General features: G+C 72.3%; 14 protein-coding genes and 1 riboswitch. Of the genes, 6 read left to right on the plus strand and 8 right to left on the minus strand.

What is annotated here, in order from left to right; all coding sequences use genetic code 11:
• Window positions 1-33: 33 nt before the first annotated feature.
• The 4 genes from pknB to thiO all read right to left on the minus strand — a co-directional run bounded on the left by pknB (window position 34) and on the right by thiO (window position 4,272).
• A complete protein-coding gene (gene pknB / locus OG252_RS36720; RefSeq protein WP_329341603.1) occupies window positions 34-1,983 on the minus strand; it encodes a Stk1 family PASTA domain-containing Ser/Thr kinase in 1,950 nt (649 codons plus the stop codon).
• Between the two features lie 118 nt (window positions 1,984-2,101).
• Window positions 2,102-2,896, minus strand: coding sequence for a thiazole synthase (locus OG252_RS36725; RefSeq protein WP_266440907.1), 795 nt, complete (start codon window positions 2,894-2,896; stop codon window positions 2,102-2,104).
• Window positions 2,897-2,899: 3 nt separating this feature from the next.
• Window positions 2,900-3,100 carry a sulfur carrier protein ThiS gene (gene thiS / locus OG252_RS36730; RefSeq protein ID WP_266440910.1) on the minus strand — a complete coding sequence of 67 codons (201 nt, stop codon included), beginning with the start codon at window positions 3,098-3,100 and terminating at the stop codon, window positions 2,900-2,902.
• Entirely contained in the window at window positions 3,097-4,272 is a 1,176-nt protein-coding gene (gene thiO / locus OG252_RS36735; protein WP_266440913.1) for a glycine oxidase ThiO, read from the minus strand. Before thiO ends, thiS begins: the two co-directional genes overlap by 4 nt.
• Window positions 4,270-4,381: riboswitch (TPP riboswitch) on the minus strand. (Overlaps the previous gene by 3 nt.)
• A gap of 50 nt (window positions 4,382-4,431) precedes the next feature.
• Between thiO and OG252_RS36740 the strand changes: the two genes are divergently transcribed.
• From OG252_RS36740 to OG252_RS36765, 6 genes are all read left to right on the plus strand, one after another.
• A complete protein-coding gene (locus OG252_RS36740; protein ID WP_329341607.1) occupies window positions 4,432-4,782 on the plus strand; it encodes a hypothetical protein in 351 nt (116 codons plus the stop codon).
• A gap of 32 nt (window positions 4,783-4,814) precedes the next feature.
• On the plus strand, window positions 4,815-6,056 hold the full coding sequence (locus OG252_RS36745; protein ID WP_329341610.1) for an NAD(P)/FAD-dependent oxidoreductase: 1,242 nt from the start codon (window positions 4,815-4,817) through the stop codon (window positions 6,054-6,056).
• 64 nt (window positions 6,057-6,120) lie between these two features.
• Window positions 6,121-6,492 (plus strand): Rv2175c family DNA-binding protein, encoded by a 372-nt coding sequence (locus OG252_RS36750; RefSeq protein WP_266440920.1) that lies wholly within the window; start codon window positions 6,121-6,123, stop codon window positions 6,490-6,492.
• Window positions 6,493-6,631: 139 nt separating this feature from the next.
• Window positions 6,632-7,282 (plus strand): thiamine phosphate synthase, encoded by a 651-nt coding sequence (thiE, locus tag OG252_RS36755; protein ID WP_266440921.1) that lies wholly within the window; start codon window positions 6,632-6,634, stop codon window positions 7,280-7,282.
• Between the two features lie 106 nt (window positions 7,283-7,388).
• Window positions 7,389-8,312, plus strand: a complete 924-nt coding sequence (gene metF, locus OG252_RS36760; protein WP_266440923.1) for a methylenetetrahydrofolate reductase [NAD(P)H] — start codon at window positions 7,389-7,391, stop codon at window positions 8,310-8,312.
• A gap of 56 nt (window positions 8,313-8,368) precedes the next feature.
• Complete coding sequence (locus OG252_RS36765; RefSeq protein WP_329341614.1) at window positions 8,369-9,331, plus strand: SCO2102 family sporulation regulator; 963 nt, start codon at window positions 8,369-8,371, stop codon at window positions 9,329-9,331.
• 43 nt (window positions 9,332-9,374) lie between these two features.
• Here OG252_RS36765 and OG252_RS36770 read toward each other — a convergent pair whose 3' ends face one another.
• The 4 genes from OG252_RS36770 to OG252_RS36785 form a co-directional block, all read right to left on the minus strand.
• Entirely contained in the window at window positions 9,375-10,886 is a 1,512-nt protein-coding gene (locus OG252_RS36770) for a phytoene desaturase family protein (protein ID WP_329341616.1), read from the minus strand.
• 524 nt (window positions 10,887-11,410) lie between these two features.
• Window positions 11,411-12,040 (minus strand): TetR/AcrR family transcriptional regulator, encoded by a 630-nt coding sequence (locus OG252_RS36775; RefSeq protein WP_266440931.1) that lies wholly within the window; start codon window positions 12,038-12,040, stop codon window positions 11,411-11,413.
• A 71-nt stretch (window positions 12,041-12,111) separates the two neighbouring features.
• Window positions 12,112-14,196 (minus strand): YhgE/Pip domain-containing protein, encoded by a 2,085-nt coding sequence (locus OG252_RS36780; RefSeq protein ID WP_329341619.1) that lies wholly within the window; start codon window positions 14,194-14,196, stop codon window positions 12,112-12,114.
• The gene (locus OG252_RS36785; RefSeq protein WP_266440937.1) at window positions 14,168-14,947 is read right to left on the minus strand and encodes an ATP-binding cassette domain-containing protein; all 780 of its coding nucleotides are present in this window, start codon (window positions 14,945-14,947) and stop codon (window positions 14,168-14,170) included. The genes OG252_RS36780 and OG252_RS36785 overlap by 29 nt, the downstream gene beginning before the upstream one ends.
• Window positions 14,948-14,971: the final 24 nt, after the last annotated feature.

Here is a 14,971-nt window from a genome sequence, read left to right on the forward strand (position 1 = left end):
TTTCCAGGGTGTCATGCGGCCCGGCCCCTCCCGTCAGCGGATCGTGATGGTGATCGTCGATCCCTTGGGGGCCGTCTTCCCGCCCTTTACGGACTGCTTCTTCACGGTGTCGCCGAAGAGCCCGAGCAGCCCGCGGTCCTCGTCGACCTGGAAGCCGGCCCCCTCCAGCGCCGCCTTGGCGTCGTCGACGCCGGCACCGACCACGTCCGGGACCTCTACCATCTCGGGGCCCTTGGACAGCGTCAGCGTCACCGTGTCGCCCTCGGCGGCGGTGCTGCCGTTCTGCGGGGTCTGCAGGGCGACCTGGCCCTGGTCGAACTCGGAGGAGTTGACCTCCTCGGAGGAGACCTTCACCTTCAGGCCCGCCTCCTCCAGGTCCGCCTGGGCGTCTTCCAGAGTCTCGCCGGTGACGTCCGGGACGTCGATCGGGCTGCCCTTGCTGACGGTGAGCGCGATGGCCGAGCCCGCACGCCGCTCGGTGCCCTTCTCCGGGTCCGTGGAGATCACGAAGCCCCTGCGGACGTCCTCGCTGAACGCCCGGCTGACCATGCCCGGCTCCAGCCCGCCGTCCTTCAGCAGGGACCGCGCCTTGTCCAGCCGGTAGCCCTCCACGTCGGGCACCCGCACCGTCTCCGGGCCGTCGGAGATGGTGAGGCCCACCGAGTCGTTGTCCCGGATCCGGGTGCCCTGCTTCGGGTCGGAGCTGATGACGGTGCCGCGCTTCACGGTGTCGCTGTAGGCGTGCTCGACCTTGCCGACCTCGAGGCCGGACTGCTCCAGCCGGTCCCGGGCCTGTGCCTCGGTCTTCGCCAGCAGCGGCGGGACCTGGGTGAACTGGCCGGAGTTGATGTACCAGACGCCCGCCCCGAGGCCGAGTGCCAGCAGCACGGCGGCCACGATCGTGACGAGCCGGCGACGGGACCGGTCGCTACGGCGGCGCGGGGGAAGGGGCGGCGGGCTCTCCAGCCGGCTCGTGCGGTGGAACACGGCCCCTTCCGCTTCCTCCTCCTCGTTCACCGGCAGCGGGCGCGGCACCGTCAGCGAGCGCGGGATCACGCTCGTGAGGTCGGCACCGATGTCACGCTGCTCGTGGTCCGAGGAGAGCGCCTGCGGCGGCACCGCGTCCAGCTGGTCCACGCTGAGCGCGGCACGCGCCTCGCGCGCCTGGGCGAGCAGCGCGACCGCGTCGTACGGGCGGATCGCAGGGGTGCGGGCGGTCGCCGAGGCGACCAGCTCGTCGAGCTCGTACGCCATGCCCGGCACGACGGCCGAGGGCGGCGGGACGTCCTCGTGCAGGTGCTTGTACAGCACCACGGCGGGGGAGTCCCCGTCGTGCGGCTTCTCGCCGGTGAGCATCTCGTAGAGGACGACACCGCACGCGTACACGTCGACGCGGGGGTCTGCGGCGCCCGGCTGCTCGATCTGCTCGGGCGCGAGGTACGAGACGGTGCCGAGAACGGTCCCCGTGGTGCTGGTGACGGTGTCCACGGAACGTACGAGCCCGAAGTCGGCGACCTTCACCCGGCCGTCGTCCCCGATCAGCACGTTCTCCGGCTTCATGTCCCGGTGCACGAACCCGGCGCGGTGCGCGGCGCCGAGCGCGGCGAGCACCGGCTCCAGGATGTCCAGGGCGGCACGCGGCTGCAGGGCCCCGCGGTCGCGCAGCACGTCGCGCAGGGTGCACCCGGCGACGTACTCCATGGCGAGGTAGACGTATGACCCGTCGGTGCCCTGGTCGAAGACCTGCACGACGTTCGGGTGCGCCAGTCGGGCGACCGACTTCGCCTCCCGGATGAACCGCTCGACGAAGGTCCCGTCGGCCGCGAGCGCCGGGTGCATCACCTTGAGCGCGAGCACGCGGTCCAGACGGGTGTCCACGGCCCGGTAGACCGTGGCCATCCCGCCGACCGCGATCCGCGCGTCCACGCGGTATCGCCCGTCGAGCACCTGCCCGACCAACGGGTCCTGAAGGGTCGTATCCACGCAGGTGAGTGTACGAGCCGAGACTGACACGGCCGCCGGTTCGCTCCGGATCGGGGCGGGACTGAAGCGGACCTGTGACGGAGGTCGCACCGGCTTTCCACTCAAGTCGAACGTACGTTCAGAACGCCGGTCGTTCGGGATCCAGCCTTGCCAGCCCCTCTGCCGGGGACGACGCCTGGGCGAAGTGCCTGCGCGGGATCCGTCCCGCCCGGTACGCCAGTCGCCCCGCCTCCACCGCGTGTTTCATGGCCTCGGCCATCAGCTGAGGCTCCTGCGCCCGCGTCACCGCCGAGGCGAGCATCACACCCGCACACCCCAGCTCCATCGCCAAGGCCGCGTCCGACGCCGTACCGGCCCCCGCGTCCAGAATCACCGGCACGCGCGCGTGCTCCACGATCAGCTGGAAGTTGTGCGGGTTGCGAATGCCCAGCCCCGAGCCGATCGGCGACCCGAGCGGCATGATGGCCGCGCACCCGACGTCCTCCAGCTTCCGCGCCAGCACCGGATCGTCGTTCGTGTACGGCAGCACCGTGAACCCGTCGTCCACCAGCGTCTCCGCCGCCTCCAGCGTCTCGATCGGATCCGGCAGCAGGGTCCGCTCGTCGGCGATGACCTCCAGCTTCACCAGGTCGGTCCCGAGCGCCTCGCGCGCGAGACGGGCGGTGAGGACGGCCTCGCCGGCCGTGAAACAGCCCGCGGTGTTCGGCAGCACCCGGATCCCGAGCTTCTCCAGCACCGAGAGCACCGAGCCGTGCACATCCGGATCGACGCGCCGCATCGCGACCGTCGTCAGCTCCGTGCCGGAGGCGACCAGGGCCCGCTCCAGCACCTCCAGGCTGGGTGCCCCGCCGGTGCCCATGATCAGGCGGGAGGTGAAGGACGTGTCTGCGATGACAAAGGGATCGTCGGCCATCGGTCAGCCTCCTTGGACGGCGGTGAGGACTTCGACGCGGTCCCCCTCGGAGAGGGACGTGGCGGACCACTGCGCGCGCGGGACGACGGTTTCGTTGAGGGCGGCGGCGACTCCGGAGGGCGCCGCGGTGAGGGACCGTACGAGCGTGTCGAGGGCGGTGCCGGGAGCGACGTCCTGCCACTCGCCGTTGACCTGGATCTTCATGCGGGCTGCTCCGTGCGGACGGTGCTGAAGCGCTTGGGTGTGAACGGGCGGGCCACGTCCGGGAGTTCGCCGGTGGTCAGGACGTGCGCCATGGAGTCGCCGGTGACCGGCGTCAGCAGCACGCCGTTGCGGTAGTGCCCGGTGGCCAGCAGCAGCCCGTCCAGGCCGCTCGGTCCGAGCAGCGGCGCGTTGTCGGGGGAGCCCGGCCGCAGCCCGGCGCGCGTCTCCGTCAGCGGCAGCTCCGTGATCCCGGGCACCAGCTCGTGCGCGTCGCGCAGCAGCTCGTACACCCCGCCCGCGGTCACCGTCGTGTCCCAGCCCAGTTCCTCGCTGGTCGCGCCGACGACCAGTTCGCCGTTCTCGCGCGGCACCAGGTAGACCTGGCTGCCGCGCACCACGGCCCGCACGGTCCGGCTCAGGAAGGGCGCGTACCGCTCGGGCACGGTCAGCCGCAGCACCTGCCCCTTCACGGGCCGTACGGGCGGCAGCAGGTCGTCCGGGACGCCCGCGAGCCGCCCGCTGAGGCTGCCCGCGGCCAGCACCACCTGCCCGGCGCCCAGGACGACGCCCTCGCGCGTGACGACACCGGCCGCCCGCTCCCGCAGGACCGACAGCCGCTCCGCCCAGGTGCGGTGGAAAGCGACCCCGGCCCGCTCGCACGCGGCCACCAGCGCCGCCGCGAGCCGCCGCGGGTCGATCTGGTGGTCCCCGTCGACCCGCAGACCGCCGCGCACGCCCGGCGCGAGCATCGGTTCCAGGCGCCGGCACTCCCGCCCGGACAACCACTCGGAGTCCAGGCCCGACTGCCGCTGCAGCGCGTGCAGTTCCCGCAGATGGGCGCGGTCGTCGGAGTCCAGCGCGACGGCGAGCGTGCCGCACCTGCGGTAGCCGAGGTCGTGCCCGGTGAGGTCGGTGAGCTCGGCCGCGAAGTCCGGATAGCGGCGGGCCGACTCCACGTTCAGGCCGAGCAGGGTCTGCTCGCCGTAGTGCAGTTCCGTGACGGCGGCCAGCATCCCGGCCGCGACCTGGGCGGCCCCGCCACCCGGTTCGGGATCCACGACGGCCACCGCGAACCCGCGCTGCGCGGCCCGCCAGGCCGTGACCAGGCCGATGATCCCGCCCCCGACGATCAGGACGTCCGAGGTGTGTGAGGTGTCCGACGTACGCGACATGGGCGTCCAGCCCCTCCCTTCGCCGGCATGACCCGGATCAGGTTCGTACGGTCGGAGGCCGCCAGCCTCCCTCTCAGCCCGGTGCGTCCGGGCTCCCGCGTGTGCTTTCGTGGGCCACCCTAGCCAATGCCGTATGTCTCAGTAAGGGAGCCTCCTCCTGTGACTCGTTCGCTCGACGGACTCGTCCTCGCCCCCGTCGCCGACCAGGCCCCAGGTCAGGTGGGTACCCGAACCCGGTTCGCGTACCACGAGAAGGACGGTGAGATCTGGGCCGAGTACGCGGGCGGGGACGTCGTACGCGGGCACCTGGTGGGGACACGGGAGGGCGACCGCCTGGACTTCCGGTACGTACAGCTCAAGGAGGACGGGACGACGTCCTCGGGGCACTGTGTGTCCACGGTCGTCGAGCTGCCCGACGGCCGGGTGCGGCTGGAGGAGACCTGGGAGTGGGAGTCGCAGCAGGGCAGCGGGACGAGCGTTGTGGAGCAGGTCACCGAGCACGCCCGCTGACTGACGGTTTGTCAGTTGTCTATGGTGATCAGGTGAGCGAGCAGACGCAGGAACGGGGCACCTCCACGCCACGGCGTGTTGTCGTCGTCGGGGCGGGCATGGCCGGGGTGCAGACCGCGGTCGCCCTGCGGGAACAGGGCTTCACCGGCAGCGTGACGCTGATCGGCGCGGAGCCCCACCAGCCGTACGACCGGCCGCCGCTGTCGAAGGCCGTGCTGCTCGGCACGGCCGAGGGCTCCGCCTTCGACGTGGACTTCGAGGCACTCGGCATCGAACTGCGGCTCGGGCGCGAGGTCCTGGGCGTCCGCCCCGCCGAGCACGAGCTGGCCACCGCCGAGGGGCCGGTGCCGTACGACGTCCTGGTCCTGGCCACCGGCGCCGAACCGATCCGGCTGCCGGGCGCGGAGAGCGTGCCCGGCGTGCATCTGCTGCGCACCCTGGACGACGCCGAGCGGCTGCGCCCGGTGCTCGCCCGGCAGCACGACATCGTGGTCGTCGGCGCGGGCTGGATCGGCGCCGAGTTCGCCACGGCGGCCCGCGAGGCGGGCTGTGCGGTGACGGTCGTGGAGGCGGCCGACCGGCCGCTCGCGGGCGCGCTGCCCGCCGAGGTGGCCGCGCCCATGGCCGCCTGGTACGCCGACGCCGGGGCCACTTTGCGTACCCACGCGCGCGTGCGGAGCGTCGAGCCCGGCGCGGTGCTGCTCGACGACGGCTCCCGGCTGCCCGCGGACGCCGTGGTCGTCGGCATCGGCGCCCGCCCCGCCACGGCCTGGCTCGCCGGCTCCGGCATCGAGCTCGGCAGCCACGGCGAGGTCGTCGCCGACGACCGGCTGTGCACCTCGGCGCCGGACGTCTACGCGGTCGGCGACTGCGCCTCCTTCCCTTCGGGAAGGTATGGCGAGCGCCTGCTGGTCCACCACTGGGACAACGCCCTCCAGGGCCCGCGCACGGTGGCCGCGAACATCCTCGGCGGGGCCACCGGCGAGCCCCCGGCCGTCTACGACCCGGTCCCGTACTTCTGGTCCGAGCAGTTCGGGCGTTTCGTCCAGTACGCCGGCCACCACGCGTCCGCCGACACCACCCTGTGGCGCGGCGACCCGACCGGCCCGTCCTGGACGGTCTGCTGGCTGCGGGAGGGCCGCCTGGTCGCCCTGCTGGCCGTGGGCCGCCCCCGGGACCTGGCGCAGGGACGGCGGCTGATCGAGGCGGGGACGCCCATGGACCCGACGGTGCTGGCCGATCCGGCGCGGCCCTTGAGGGCGGCCACGGCGTAGTGCGAAACCCCAGGTCGGGCGCTCCTGGCTTCCGACTGTCAGTGCGGGATGGCAGGCTTGTCCCGTGACCGAGATTGACGCAAAGATCGATGCTCTCGTCCCCGCCTGGCTCACCCTCCCCGACATCGCGGAAATGCTCGATGTCGAGGTGACGCGTGTGCGGCAGCTGGTCAAGGACGGCCAGCTCATCGCCGTACGCCGTGGTGAGAACCGCGCGCTGCACGTCCCCGCCGCCTTCATCGACGGGGCCGAGCAGAAGGTCGTCAAGGGCCTCACCGGCACTTTGACGCTCCTGCGGGACGACGGCTTCACCGACGAAGAGATGCTCGAGTGGCTCTTCACCCCCGACCCGAGCCTGCCCGGCACCCCCGCGCAGGCACTGAGTGAGAATCGCGGCACGGAGGTGAAGCGCCGGGCCCAGGCGCTCGCCGTCTGATCTGAGCACGCTGATCTGAACATCGCCCGACGTACGGGCCGTGGCCCGCAAGCCGCGGTCACGGTTCACTGCGGCCCGCAGCGGCCGACCGCACCGGCCGGCCACGGCCCGTACGTCATCGACCTCGGGGGACCGACGCATGCCCGACACCACCGCCCGCGCCCAGCTCGCCGACGCCAGGGTCTACCTCTGCACGGACGCCCGCAGGCGGCAGGGTGACCTCGCCGAGTTCCTGGACGCCGTCCTGGCCGGCGGGGTCGACATCGTGCAGCTGCGGGACAAGGGGATGGAGGCGGCTCAGGAGCTGGAACACCTGAAGGTGTTCGCCGAGGCCTGCGCCCGGCACGGCAGGCTCCTCGCGGTCAACGACCGGGCCGACGTCGCTCACGCCGCCGGCGCCGCCGTCCTGCATCTCGGCCAGGGCGACCTCCCGGTCCCCGCGGCCCGCGCCATCCTGGGCGAGGACGTGCTCATCGGCCGCTCCACGCACGCGGAGGCCGAGGCCGCCGCTGCCGCCGTCCAGGAGGGCGTGGACTACTTCTGCACCGGCCCGTGCTGGCCGACCCCCACCAAGCCCGGCCGCCACGCCCCCGGTCTCGACCTGGTCCGGTACACCGCGTCCCTCGGCACCGACCGCCCCTGGTTCGCCATCGGCGGCATCGACCTCGGCAACCTCGACGAGGTGCTGGAGGCGGGTGCCCGCCGGGTCGTGGTCGTACGCGCCATCACGGAGGCGGACGACCCGGGCGCGGCGGCGGCGGAGTTCGCCAAGCGGCTGCGGCAGGCGTGACTCCGGTCACGGCCGGGGTGTCCGAAAGGTGGACAACAAATAGACAAATCGGGCAAAATCCCTGGTTCTGGTTGGGGGACCGCTTCGCCCTGACTAACCTGCGGGTATGGCCCTCGGCACCGCATCCACCAGGTCGGACCACGCCCGCACCGTGCGTGACATGCTCGCGACCGGCAAGACGACGTACTCCTTCGAGTTCTACGCCCCGAAGACCCCGAAGGGCGAGCGGAACCTGTGGAACGCGCTGCGCCGGGTCGAGGCCGTGGCGCCCGACTTCGTCTCCGTGACCTACGGCGCGGGCGGTTCCACCCGCGCGGGCACGGTCAAGGCGACCGAGGCGATCGCCTCCAACACCACGCTCACCCCGATCGCCCACCTCACCGCGGTCGACCACTCGGTGGCCGACCTGCGCAACATCATCGGGCAGTACGCCGACGCCGGGATCCGCAACATGCTGGCCCTGCGCGGCGACCCGCCCGGCGACCCCATGGGCGACTGGGTGCCGCACCCCCGCGGCCTCACCTATGCCGCCGAACTCGTCGAACTCATCAAGGCGTCCGGCGATTTCTGTGTGGGCGTCGCGGCCTTCCCCGCGATGCACCCGCGCTCCTGCGACTGGGACAGCGACGTCCGTCACTTCGTCGACAAGTGCCGCGCAGGCGCGGACTACGCGATCACGCAGATGTTCTTCCACCCGGAGGACTATCTGCGGCTGCGTGACAAGGTCGCGGCCGCCGGCTGTGAGACCCCGATCATTCCCGAGGTCATGCCGATCGCGAGTGTGAAGAGCCTGGACCGGGTGCCGTCCCTCACCAACGCGGCCTTCCCGCCCGCTTTGAAAGAGCGAATCCTCACAGCACAAGACGATCCGGCCGCTGTACGCTCCATTGGCATCGAGTACGCCACGGAGTTCTGCGCCCGGCTGTTGGCCGAGGGAGTGCCCGGACTGCACTTCATCACGCTCAACAACTCCACGGCGACGCTGGAAATCTACGAGAACCTGGGCCTGCACCACCCACCGCAGGCCTAGACCGGTCGCACCGACATACGACACACTGCGTAGCGGCCACTGGGAGAGGGGCGTACATGGGCTGGACGGTCCTCTACATCGCGTTCGGCATCGTCGCGCTGTGGCTGCTCGGCGAGGTGCTGCTGCAGTACAAGGCGCGCCTGCGCTGGCGGTTGCTGGCCTTCGGCGGCTTCCTCGGCGTCGTGCTCGGCGTCCTGATCCCCTCCGTGATCGTCATCGGCCTGGGTGCCGCCGCCTTCGCGGTCGGCCAGACCTACGTCACACTCTCCTTCCGCAGCGGCTTCGCGTCCGGCTGGGCGGTCAGCCGCCCGGGTGCCGACGGCACCAAGCGGCGCCGCGGCAAGGGCGACCGCCAGGACCCGACCCTGGAGGTCACCGACCTCGCAGCGGGCGACGCCGGCTTCGGCGGCGACGCCGACGAGTACGGCCGGAGCACCGGCGCCTACGGCCACGACGACTACGACCGGGACGACGTGTTCACACCCGCGCGCCCCGTCGACCCCCCGGCCGCCGAGAGCACCGCGGTGTACGAGCCGCAGCCCCTGCCCGACGACACCGGTTCGTACGGCATATACGGCAACCCCGGGTACGCGGCGGCCACCGACTCCTCGTACGCCGGCGCGGACCAGCCCCAGGACCAGTACGCGGCAGCCGCCCAGGGCGCCGACCAGACCTACGGGTACGACGGCTACTACCAGCAGCAGTACGGCTACGACACGTCCGGACAGCAGCAGTACGCCGCCTACTCCGACCCCTACATCGGCACCCAGACCTACGGCGGCGGCTCGTACGACGCCTCCTACGGCGGCCAGCAGCAGTACGACCAGCAGGGCTACGGGCAGGACCAGTACGGCAACGCCACCTACGGCGGCGAGACGCCGGCCGGCGGGGTGTGGGTGCCGCAGCAGCGCAGCACCGACGACCCCTACGGCGGCGAACTCCCGCCGGAGCAGCCGTACCCCTACCAGGACAACGGTCAGGGGCAGGGCAACGGCTACGACGAGCAGTACCGGTTCTGAACCGTCCCTCCGCCCGGATGCCGGCGGCCCGGACACCGGGCGTTCACTGAGAACCCCGGAACTCCGGCCCCTCCACGACCAGTCCGGCGACCAGCGCGCCCGACATACCGGCGTGCGGGAGACCGCCGCCCGGGTGCGACCAGCCGCCGACGGCGAACAGGCCCGGTATCGCCGTGCTGTTGGACGGGTGCAGCAGGGTTCCCGCGGCCGAGGCCAGGGAGGGTGCGGGCACGCCACCGCCCTCGGCGCCCGTCTCCTCACGGGTGTGCAGGGGCGTACGCACCTCCTGCCACAGCGTCCGCTCGCGCAGCCCCGGGATCGCCCGCTCCGCGGCGGCGACCATCCGGTCGGCGAAGGCGTCGGCAGCGCCGGCGGCCGTCCAGTCGTAGTGCGTCTGTGACGGCACCGTCGACGTGAGCACCACGGCCTCGTGTCCGTCGTCGGGGCGCAGGGCCGGATCGTCCGGCCGGTCGATGCGCACGGTCGGCTGCTCGGGCGGCACGCCGTGCGCGAAGAAATCCAGTTCGCTCTCCGAGTCCGGGCTGTGCACGACGGTGCGGTGGGCGGCGTCCGCCGCCCGGGCGCCGCGCAGCGCCAGGCAGACGACGACCCGGCCGGCGGCCATGCCCTCGGGACCGGGCTCGACCGCCTTGGCGTCGTACAGCGCACGGCCCCGCACCAGGCCACGCAGCCGCCAGGGCCCGGTGCCGACCACCGTGTCCGCCTCCGCGACCCCGCCGTCCGCGAGTTCCACGCCCGCCGCCCGGCCGTCCTTCTCCAGCACCGCGGTGACCTCGGCGCCGAAGACGAACTCGACCTTCCTGGCCAGGCACCGCTCGTACACCGCGCGCGCCAACTCCCGCATCCCGCCGCGCACATACCAGGTGCCGAAGGCGTGCTCCATGTACGGCAGCACGGACGCGCTCGCGGGTGCGTCGCCCGGGTCCAGGCCGTACGTGAGGGCGTAGTTGTCCAGCAGGGCGGCGAGCCGGGGGTCGCGCAGCTCCCAGGCGCCGATCTCGGCGAGGGTGCCGGCCCGGCGGGTGCGCAGCAGGCGCTTGTGGGGGACCGCCGGATAGGGCTCGCGCCCGGCCAGCACCGACCAGTTCGGCCACAGCGGCTCCTCCAGGAGGGGCCTGCGTGTCCGGTCCCAGGCCTCCCGGGCCCGGACCAGGAAGTCGCCCCAGCGCTGCCCCGCGCCCGACCCGAGCGCCTCGTCCAGAGCCGCGACGGCGCCCGCGCGCGAGGCGTTCGGCAGCGACACCCGGGTGCCGTCCGCGAAGAGGTGGTGCGAGGACGGGTCGACCTGGACCAGTTCGACGCAGGACTCCAGCGGCTCCTTGCCGGTCTTGACGAACAGGTCGCGGTAGACCGCGGGCAGGGACAGGAGCCCCGGGCCCGTGTCGAAGGAGAAGCCGTCCCGCTCGAAGCGGCGCACCGCTCCGCCGTACGTCTCCGTACGCTCGTACACCGCCACCCGGTGGCCCGCGACGGCCAGCCGGGCAGCGGCCGCCATCGCGCCCATCCCGGCGCCGATCACCGCAATCCGTGCCATGCCTGCGACTTTATCGGCCGCCACTGACAACCAGGCCACGGCCACCGGCTGTCGGTCCGGGGCGAGGGGAGTACGGACGCGGACGCGATCGTGACCAGTCGGCGACCCGGCGTCCTGGGGCTGAGTGCGCAGTGCTGAGTATCCGTACCTAGCCGGTGAGTTGAGTACGCGTGCGGATGGGCCGCGACCTGCATCAACGAGAGAGTGGGGGCACGGAGAAGGGGCAAGGCTCCGGCACCGGCGACACGGGGCGCCGGAACGGAGCCGCCCCCGATCCGCTCCTTCCGCCGGCCGATGCCGGCGGGAGCGAGGCACGGGGGAACCCGGGGGACGACCGTACGGGGGCCCGACGGGGGAGTACGGGGGTACGGGGAAACGGGGGAAACGGGGGAAACGGGGGAGCAGAAGGCGCCGGTTCGAGGTGGCCCGCGGGGGACGCGGCCACATCGGACCGGCGCTTTCCTGTGTCTGCGGTAGCCGTGTCGCGGTGACGAGGTCGCGACGGCCACGCTGGGCGGCCGTGCTCAGCCGCGCCCGCTGACCCGCCCCTGGAGCAGCCGGGACAGCGCCGCGTGCACGTCGTCCAGGGAGCGCTCCGGCTGGAAGGCCTGCCAGTCCAGGGCGGCCACCAGGACCATGCCGACCAGCGCGGCCGAGGTCAGCTGGATGTCGATCTCCTCGCTGAACTCGCCGTTGTCCACGCCCTCGCGCAGCACGCCCTCCACGACCGCGACGGCCTCCTGCCGGACCACCATCAGCGTGGACTGCCAGGCCCGGTTGGTACGCCACAGCTCCGCCACGTACAGCTGCGTGAAGGACGGGTAGGCCTGGATGAAGACGAGACCCGCGCGGATCATCGCGTCCAGGGCGTCGACCTTGCTGCCGCCCTGCCGTGCCGTCCGCTCGGCCGCCTCCCGAAGGGAGGCGGCGAGGAGCCGCACACCGTGCCGCAGCAGTTCCTCGAAGAGGACGGACTTGCTCGCGAAGTTGTAGTAGACGGTGCCCTTGGCGACCCCGGCCCGCTCGGCGATCTCGTCCACCGTGGTGGCGGAGAAGCCCTGCTCGGCGATGAGCGTGACGGCTGCCTCGTAGAGTTTTTGCCGGGTGGCCTCGCGGCGCGTGCTGACACCCTGCGGGGCGCTGCTGCTTTCCATGGTCCTGATTGTCACAGGAGCGCTGCCTCCGGGAGTCATCGGAGGAGTCACCGGACGTGTCACCGCGGGGCTCACAGGGTCAGCTCCGGGTGCAGCCGGTCGAGCGTCCACACCTGCCGGCGGCGGGCCGACACGGCGGTCAGCGCCAGGGCGCCCGCGGTGAAGGCCGCCAGCACGGCACACGCCTGCCACACCGGACCCAGGCCGCCGCCGGTGATGAGCCTCCTGAGGGCCTCGACGACGTAACTCATCGGCAGGAAGGGGTGCAGCGCGTTGAAGAAGTCCGGACTGGTCTGCACGGGGTAGGTGCCGCCCGCGGAGGTCAGCTGGAGCATCAGCAGGGCCAGGACGAGGATCCGGCCCGCCGCCCCGAAGCGCGCGTTCAGCCATTGCACGATCGCCGCGAAGCACGCCGTCACCAGGAACAGGAAGCCCACCGTCCCGGCCGCCCGCGCCATCTCCAGGCCGACCGCCCAGTGCAGCACCGACATCAGGGCGACCGTCTGCAGCACCCCGATCGCCACCACCGGGAGCCAGCCCGCCAGCGCGATCCGCCAGGCGGAGGTGCCCGCGGCGAGGGCACGCCGGTTCATCGGCGTGATCAGCATGTAGGCCACCATCGCGCCCACCCACAGGGACAGCGGGATGAAGTACGGGGCGAACCCGGTGCCGTAGTTGGGCGCCTTGTGCAGGTCCCTGGAGACGAGCTGGACCGGGTCCGCCATCACCTCGGTGCGCCGGTCGCGGTCCCGCTTGTCGTAGTCGGGGATCTGCTCGGCGCCGTCGTGCAGTCCGTCGGACAGCTCGCCCGAGCCGTCGACGAGCTTGTACATGCCGCCGCTCAGGTCCTCGGCACCCGTCTTGAGGTCGCCGACGCCCTCGTCCAGGTCGGTGGCGCCGGTCTCGGCCGTGCCGAGCCCCGAGTGCAGCTTCTCGGCGCCCACGGCGACCTTCCCGGCGCCCGTGTTCAGCTCGTTGACCTTCTTCGCGGCGTCGGCAAGGTCCTCGGAGAGGTGCGGGGCGTGGTCGGCGAGCGCCTGGGCCTGCTTCTGGAGCGTGCCGAGGTGGCCGTCGAGCTTCGCCAGGTCGCCGTCCTGGTCGGCGATGAGCGTGTTGACGTCGTCGGCGACCTTCGCCACGTCGGCCGCGGCCTGCCTGGCCTTCTTCAGGTCGGCGCAGGCGGCGTCCGGCAGCACGGGGTCCGCGCAGCGCGCCTTGTAGACGGCGTCCAGGGTGTCGGAGGCCGCGTGGGCCCCCTCGGCGGCCGTCGGGGCCGCCTTCACCAGCGTGTCGAGGTTGTGGCGGATCGCCGCCGCCGAGTCGGCGACCAGCCGGGCGGTGTCGCCGATGGTCTTCTCGTTGTCCTCGAGGAAGGGCCCCACCGTGTCCGCGACCCCGTTGACCTTGTCGGCGAGGGCCTGCGTGCCCTTGGCGACCTGCTTCGAACCGTCCTCCAGGTCGCCCGCTCCGCTGTCGAGCTTCGTCAGCCCCTCGGACAGCTCGCCGCTGCCCTTCTTGGCGTCCTTCAGACCGTCGGCGAGGTCCTGCGAACCCTTCTCCGCCTTGCCGATGCCACCTTCCAGGTCATCGGCCCCCTCGGCGGCCTTCACCGTCTCGCCGTGGATGTCCGAGAACGAGACGAAGATCCGGTCCAGGAACGACCGCGACGCCTTGGTGGACGCGGCCGTGCGCACCTCGCTGAACACCGTCCGCGAGATCTGCCCGACGATGTAGTTGTTGGCGTCGTTCGTACGGACCTGGAGCGCGCCGGTCTCCGGAGAGTCGCCCGAGCTGGAGGCGATCCGCCGGCTGAATTCGGCCGGCATGGTCAGCGACAGGTAGTACCTGCCGTCCTCCACGCCCGCGCGTGCCTCGGCGGCGCTCACCTCGCGCCAGTCGAAGACCTCGCTCTCGCGCAGCCCCTCGGTGATGTCGTCGCCCGCCGCGAGCTTCTTCCCGTCGGCGCGCGCCCCCTTGTCGTCGTTCACGAGCGCCACGGGAATGCGGTCCAGGCGGCCGTACGGGTCCCAGAACGACCACAGGTACAGGGCGCCGTACAGCAGCGGCAGCACCAGCAGCGCGACCAGGGCGGCGCGCGGCAGCTTCCCCCTCCCGAAGCGGCGCAGCTCAAGCGTGGCCAGTCTCGGTGAGCGCATCGGCCTTCTCCTCCCCTTGGTTCTCCCCTTGGGTCTCCTGCGACTGCCGGGTGGAGACCTTCACCGTGTCGTCGGGCGCCTCGCTGCACACCGCCACGACCGTCGTGCCGGCGTCGGCGAGGGACCTGAACAGCGCCCAGACCTCGGCCCGTTCGGCCTCGGACAGCTTCAGATCGATGTCGTCGACCCCCAGCAGGCCCGGGCGCCCGATCAGCGCCAGCGCGACGGACAGCCGCAGCGCCTCCAGCCGTTCCAGATCGCGTACGGCGGTCCGCGAGCCCTTGGGCAGCGACTCCAGGTCGAGACCGGCGGCCGACAGCGCGGTGTCGATCCGCAGCCGCGCCTCGGTCGCCCGCTCGGAGCGCGGCCGCAGCAGCCCACGCAGGGAGTCGCCGAAGTGCCGCTGCAGCAACGCCCGTTCGTGCAGGTGCTCCCCGACGGTCAGCGCCGGGTCGAGGTCGGTGAGCCCGGCGACATGGGCCAGAGCACTGACGCGGCGCACCGCCGCCAGGTGCTTCGGCAGCCGCGCCCCGCCCACCGCCGCCGTGCCCTCCGTCGCCTTCATCCGCCCGGTGAGCGCGAGCAGCAGGCACGTACGCCCGGACCCGGACGGCCCCTCGACGGCGATCAGCGAGCCGGGCTCCGCGTCGACCCGGACCCCGCGGAACGCCCAGCCGCGTGGGCCCTTGAGCCCGAAGCCCTCGGCTGTGACACCGACTGCGCCCACAGCTCCCCCTGTTGATGAACCCATAGTTTTTGAACTGACTGGTCAGTG

This window comes from Streptomyces sp. NBC_01352 (assembly GCF_036237295.1).
In the GTDB taxonomy this organism is placed as follows: domain Bacteria; phylum Actinomycetota; class Actinomycetes; order Streptomycetales; family Streptomycetaceae; genus Streptomyces; species Streptomyces plumbiresistens.

Bases quoted from the DNA above. Each gene is read 5' to 3' on its own strand.
- OG252_RS36725 (WP_266440907.1), bottom strand. From the start codon at position 2,896: ATGGCCGACGATCCCTTTGTCATCGCAGACACGTCCTTCACCTCCCGC.
- thiS (WP_266440910.1), bottom strand. From the start codon at position 3,100: ATGAAGATCCAGGTCAACGGCGAGTGGCAGGACGTCGCTCCCGGCACC.
- thiO (WP_266440913.1), bottom strand. From the start codon at position 4,272: ATGTCGCGTACGTCGGACACCTCACACACCTCGGACGTCCTGATCGTC.
- thiE (WP_266440921.1), top strand. From the start codon at position 6,632: ATGCCCGACACCACCGCCCGCGCCCAGCTCGCCGACGCCAGGGTCTAC.
- metF (WP_266440923.1), top strand. From the start codon at position 7,389: ATGGCCCTCGGCACCGCATCCACCAGGTCGGACCACGCCCGCACCGTG.
- OG252_RS36765 (WP_329341614.1), top strand. From the start codon at position 8,369: ATGGGCTGGACGGTCCTCTACATCGCGTTCGGCATCGTCGCGCTGTGG.
- OG252_RS36770 (WP_329341616.1), bottom strand. From the start codon at position 10,886: ATGGCACGGATTGCGGTGATCGGCGCCGGGATGGGCGCGATGGCGGCC.
- OG252_RS36775 (WP_266440931.1), bottom strand. From the start codon at position 12,040: ATGGAAAGCAGCAGCGCCCCGCAGGGTGTCAGCACGCGCCGCGAGGCC.
- OG252_RS36780 (WP_329341619.1), bottom strand. From the start codon at position 14,196: ATGCGCTCACCGAGACTGGCCACGCTTGAGCTGCGCCGCTTCGGGAGG.
- OG252_RS36785 (WP_266440937.1), bottom strand. From the start codon at position 14,947: ATGGGTTCATCAACAGGGGGAGCTGTGGGCGCAGTCGGTGTCACAGCC.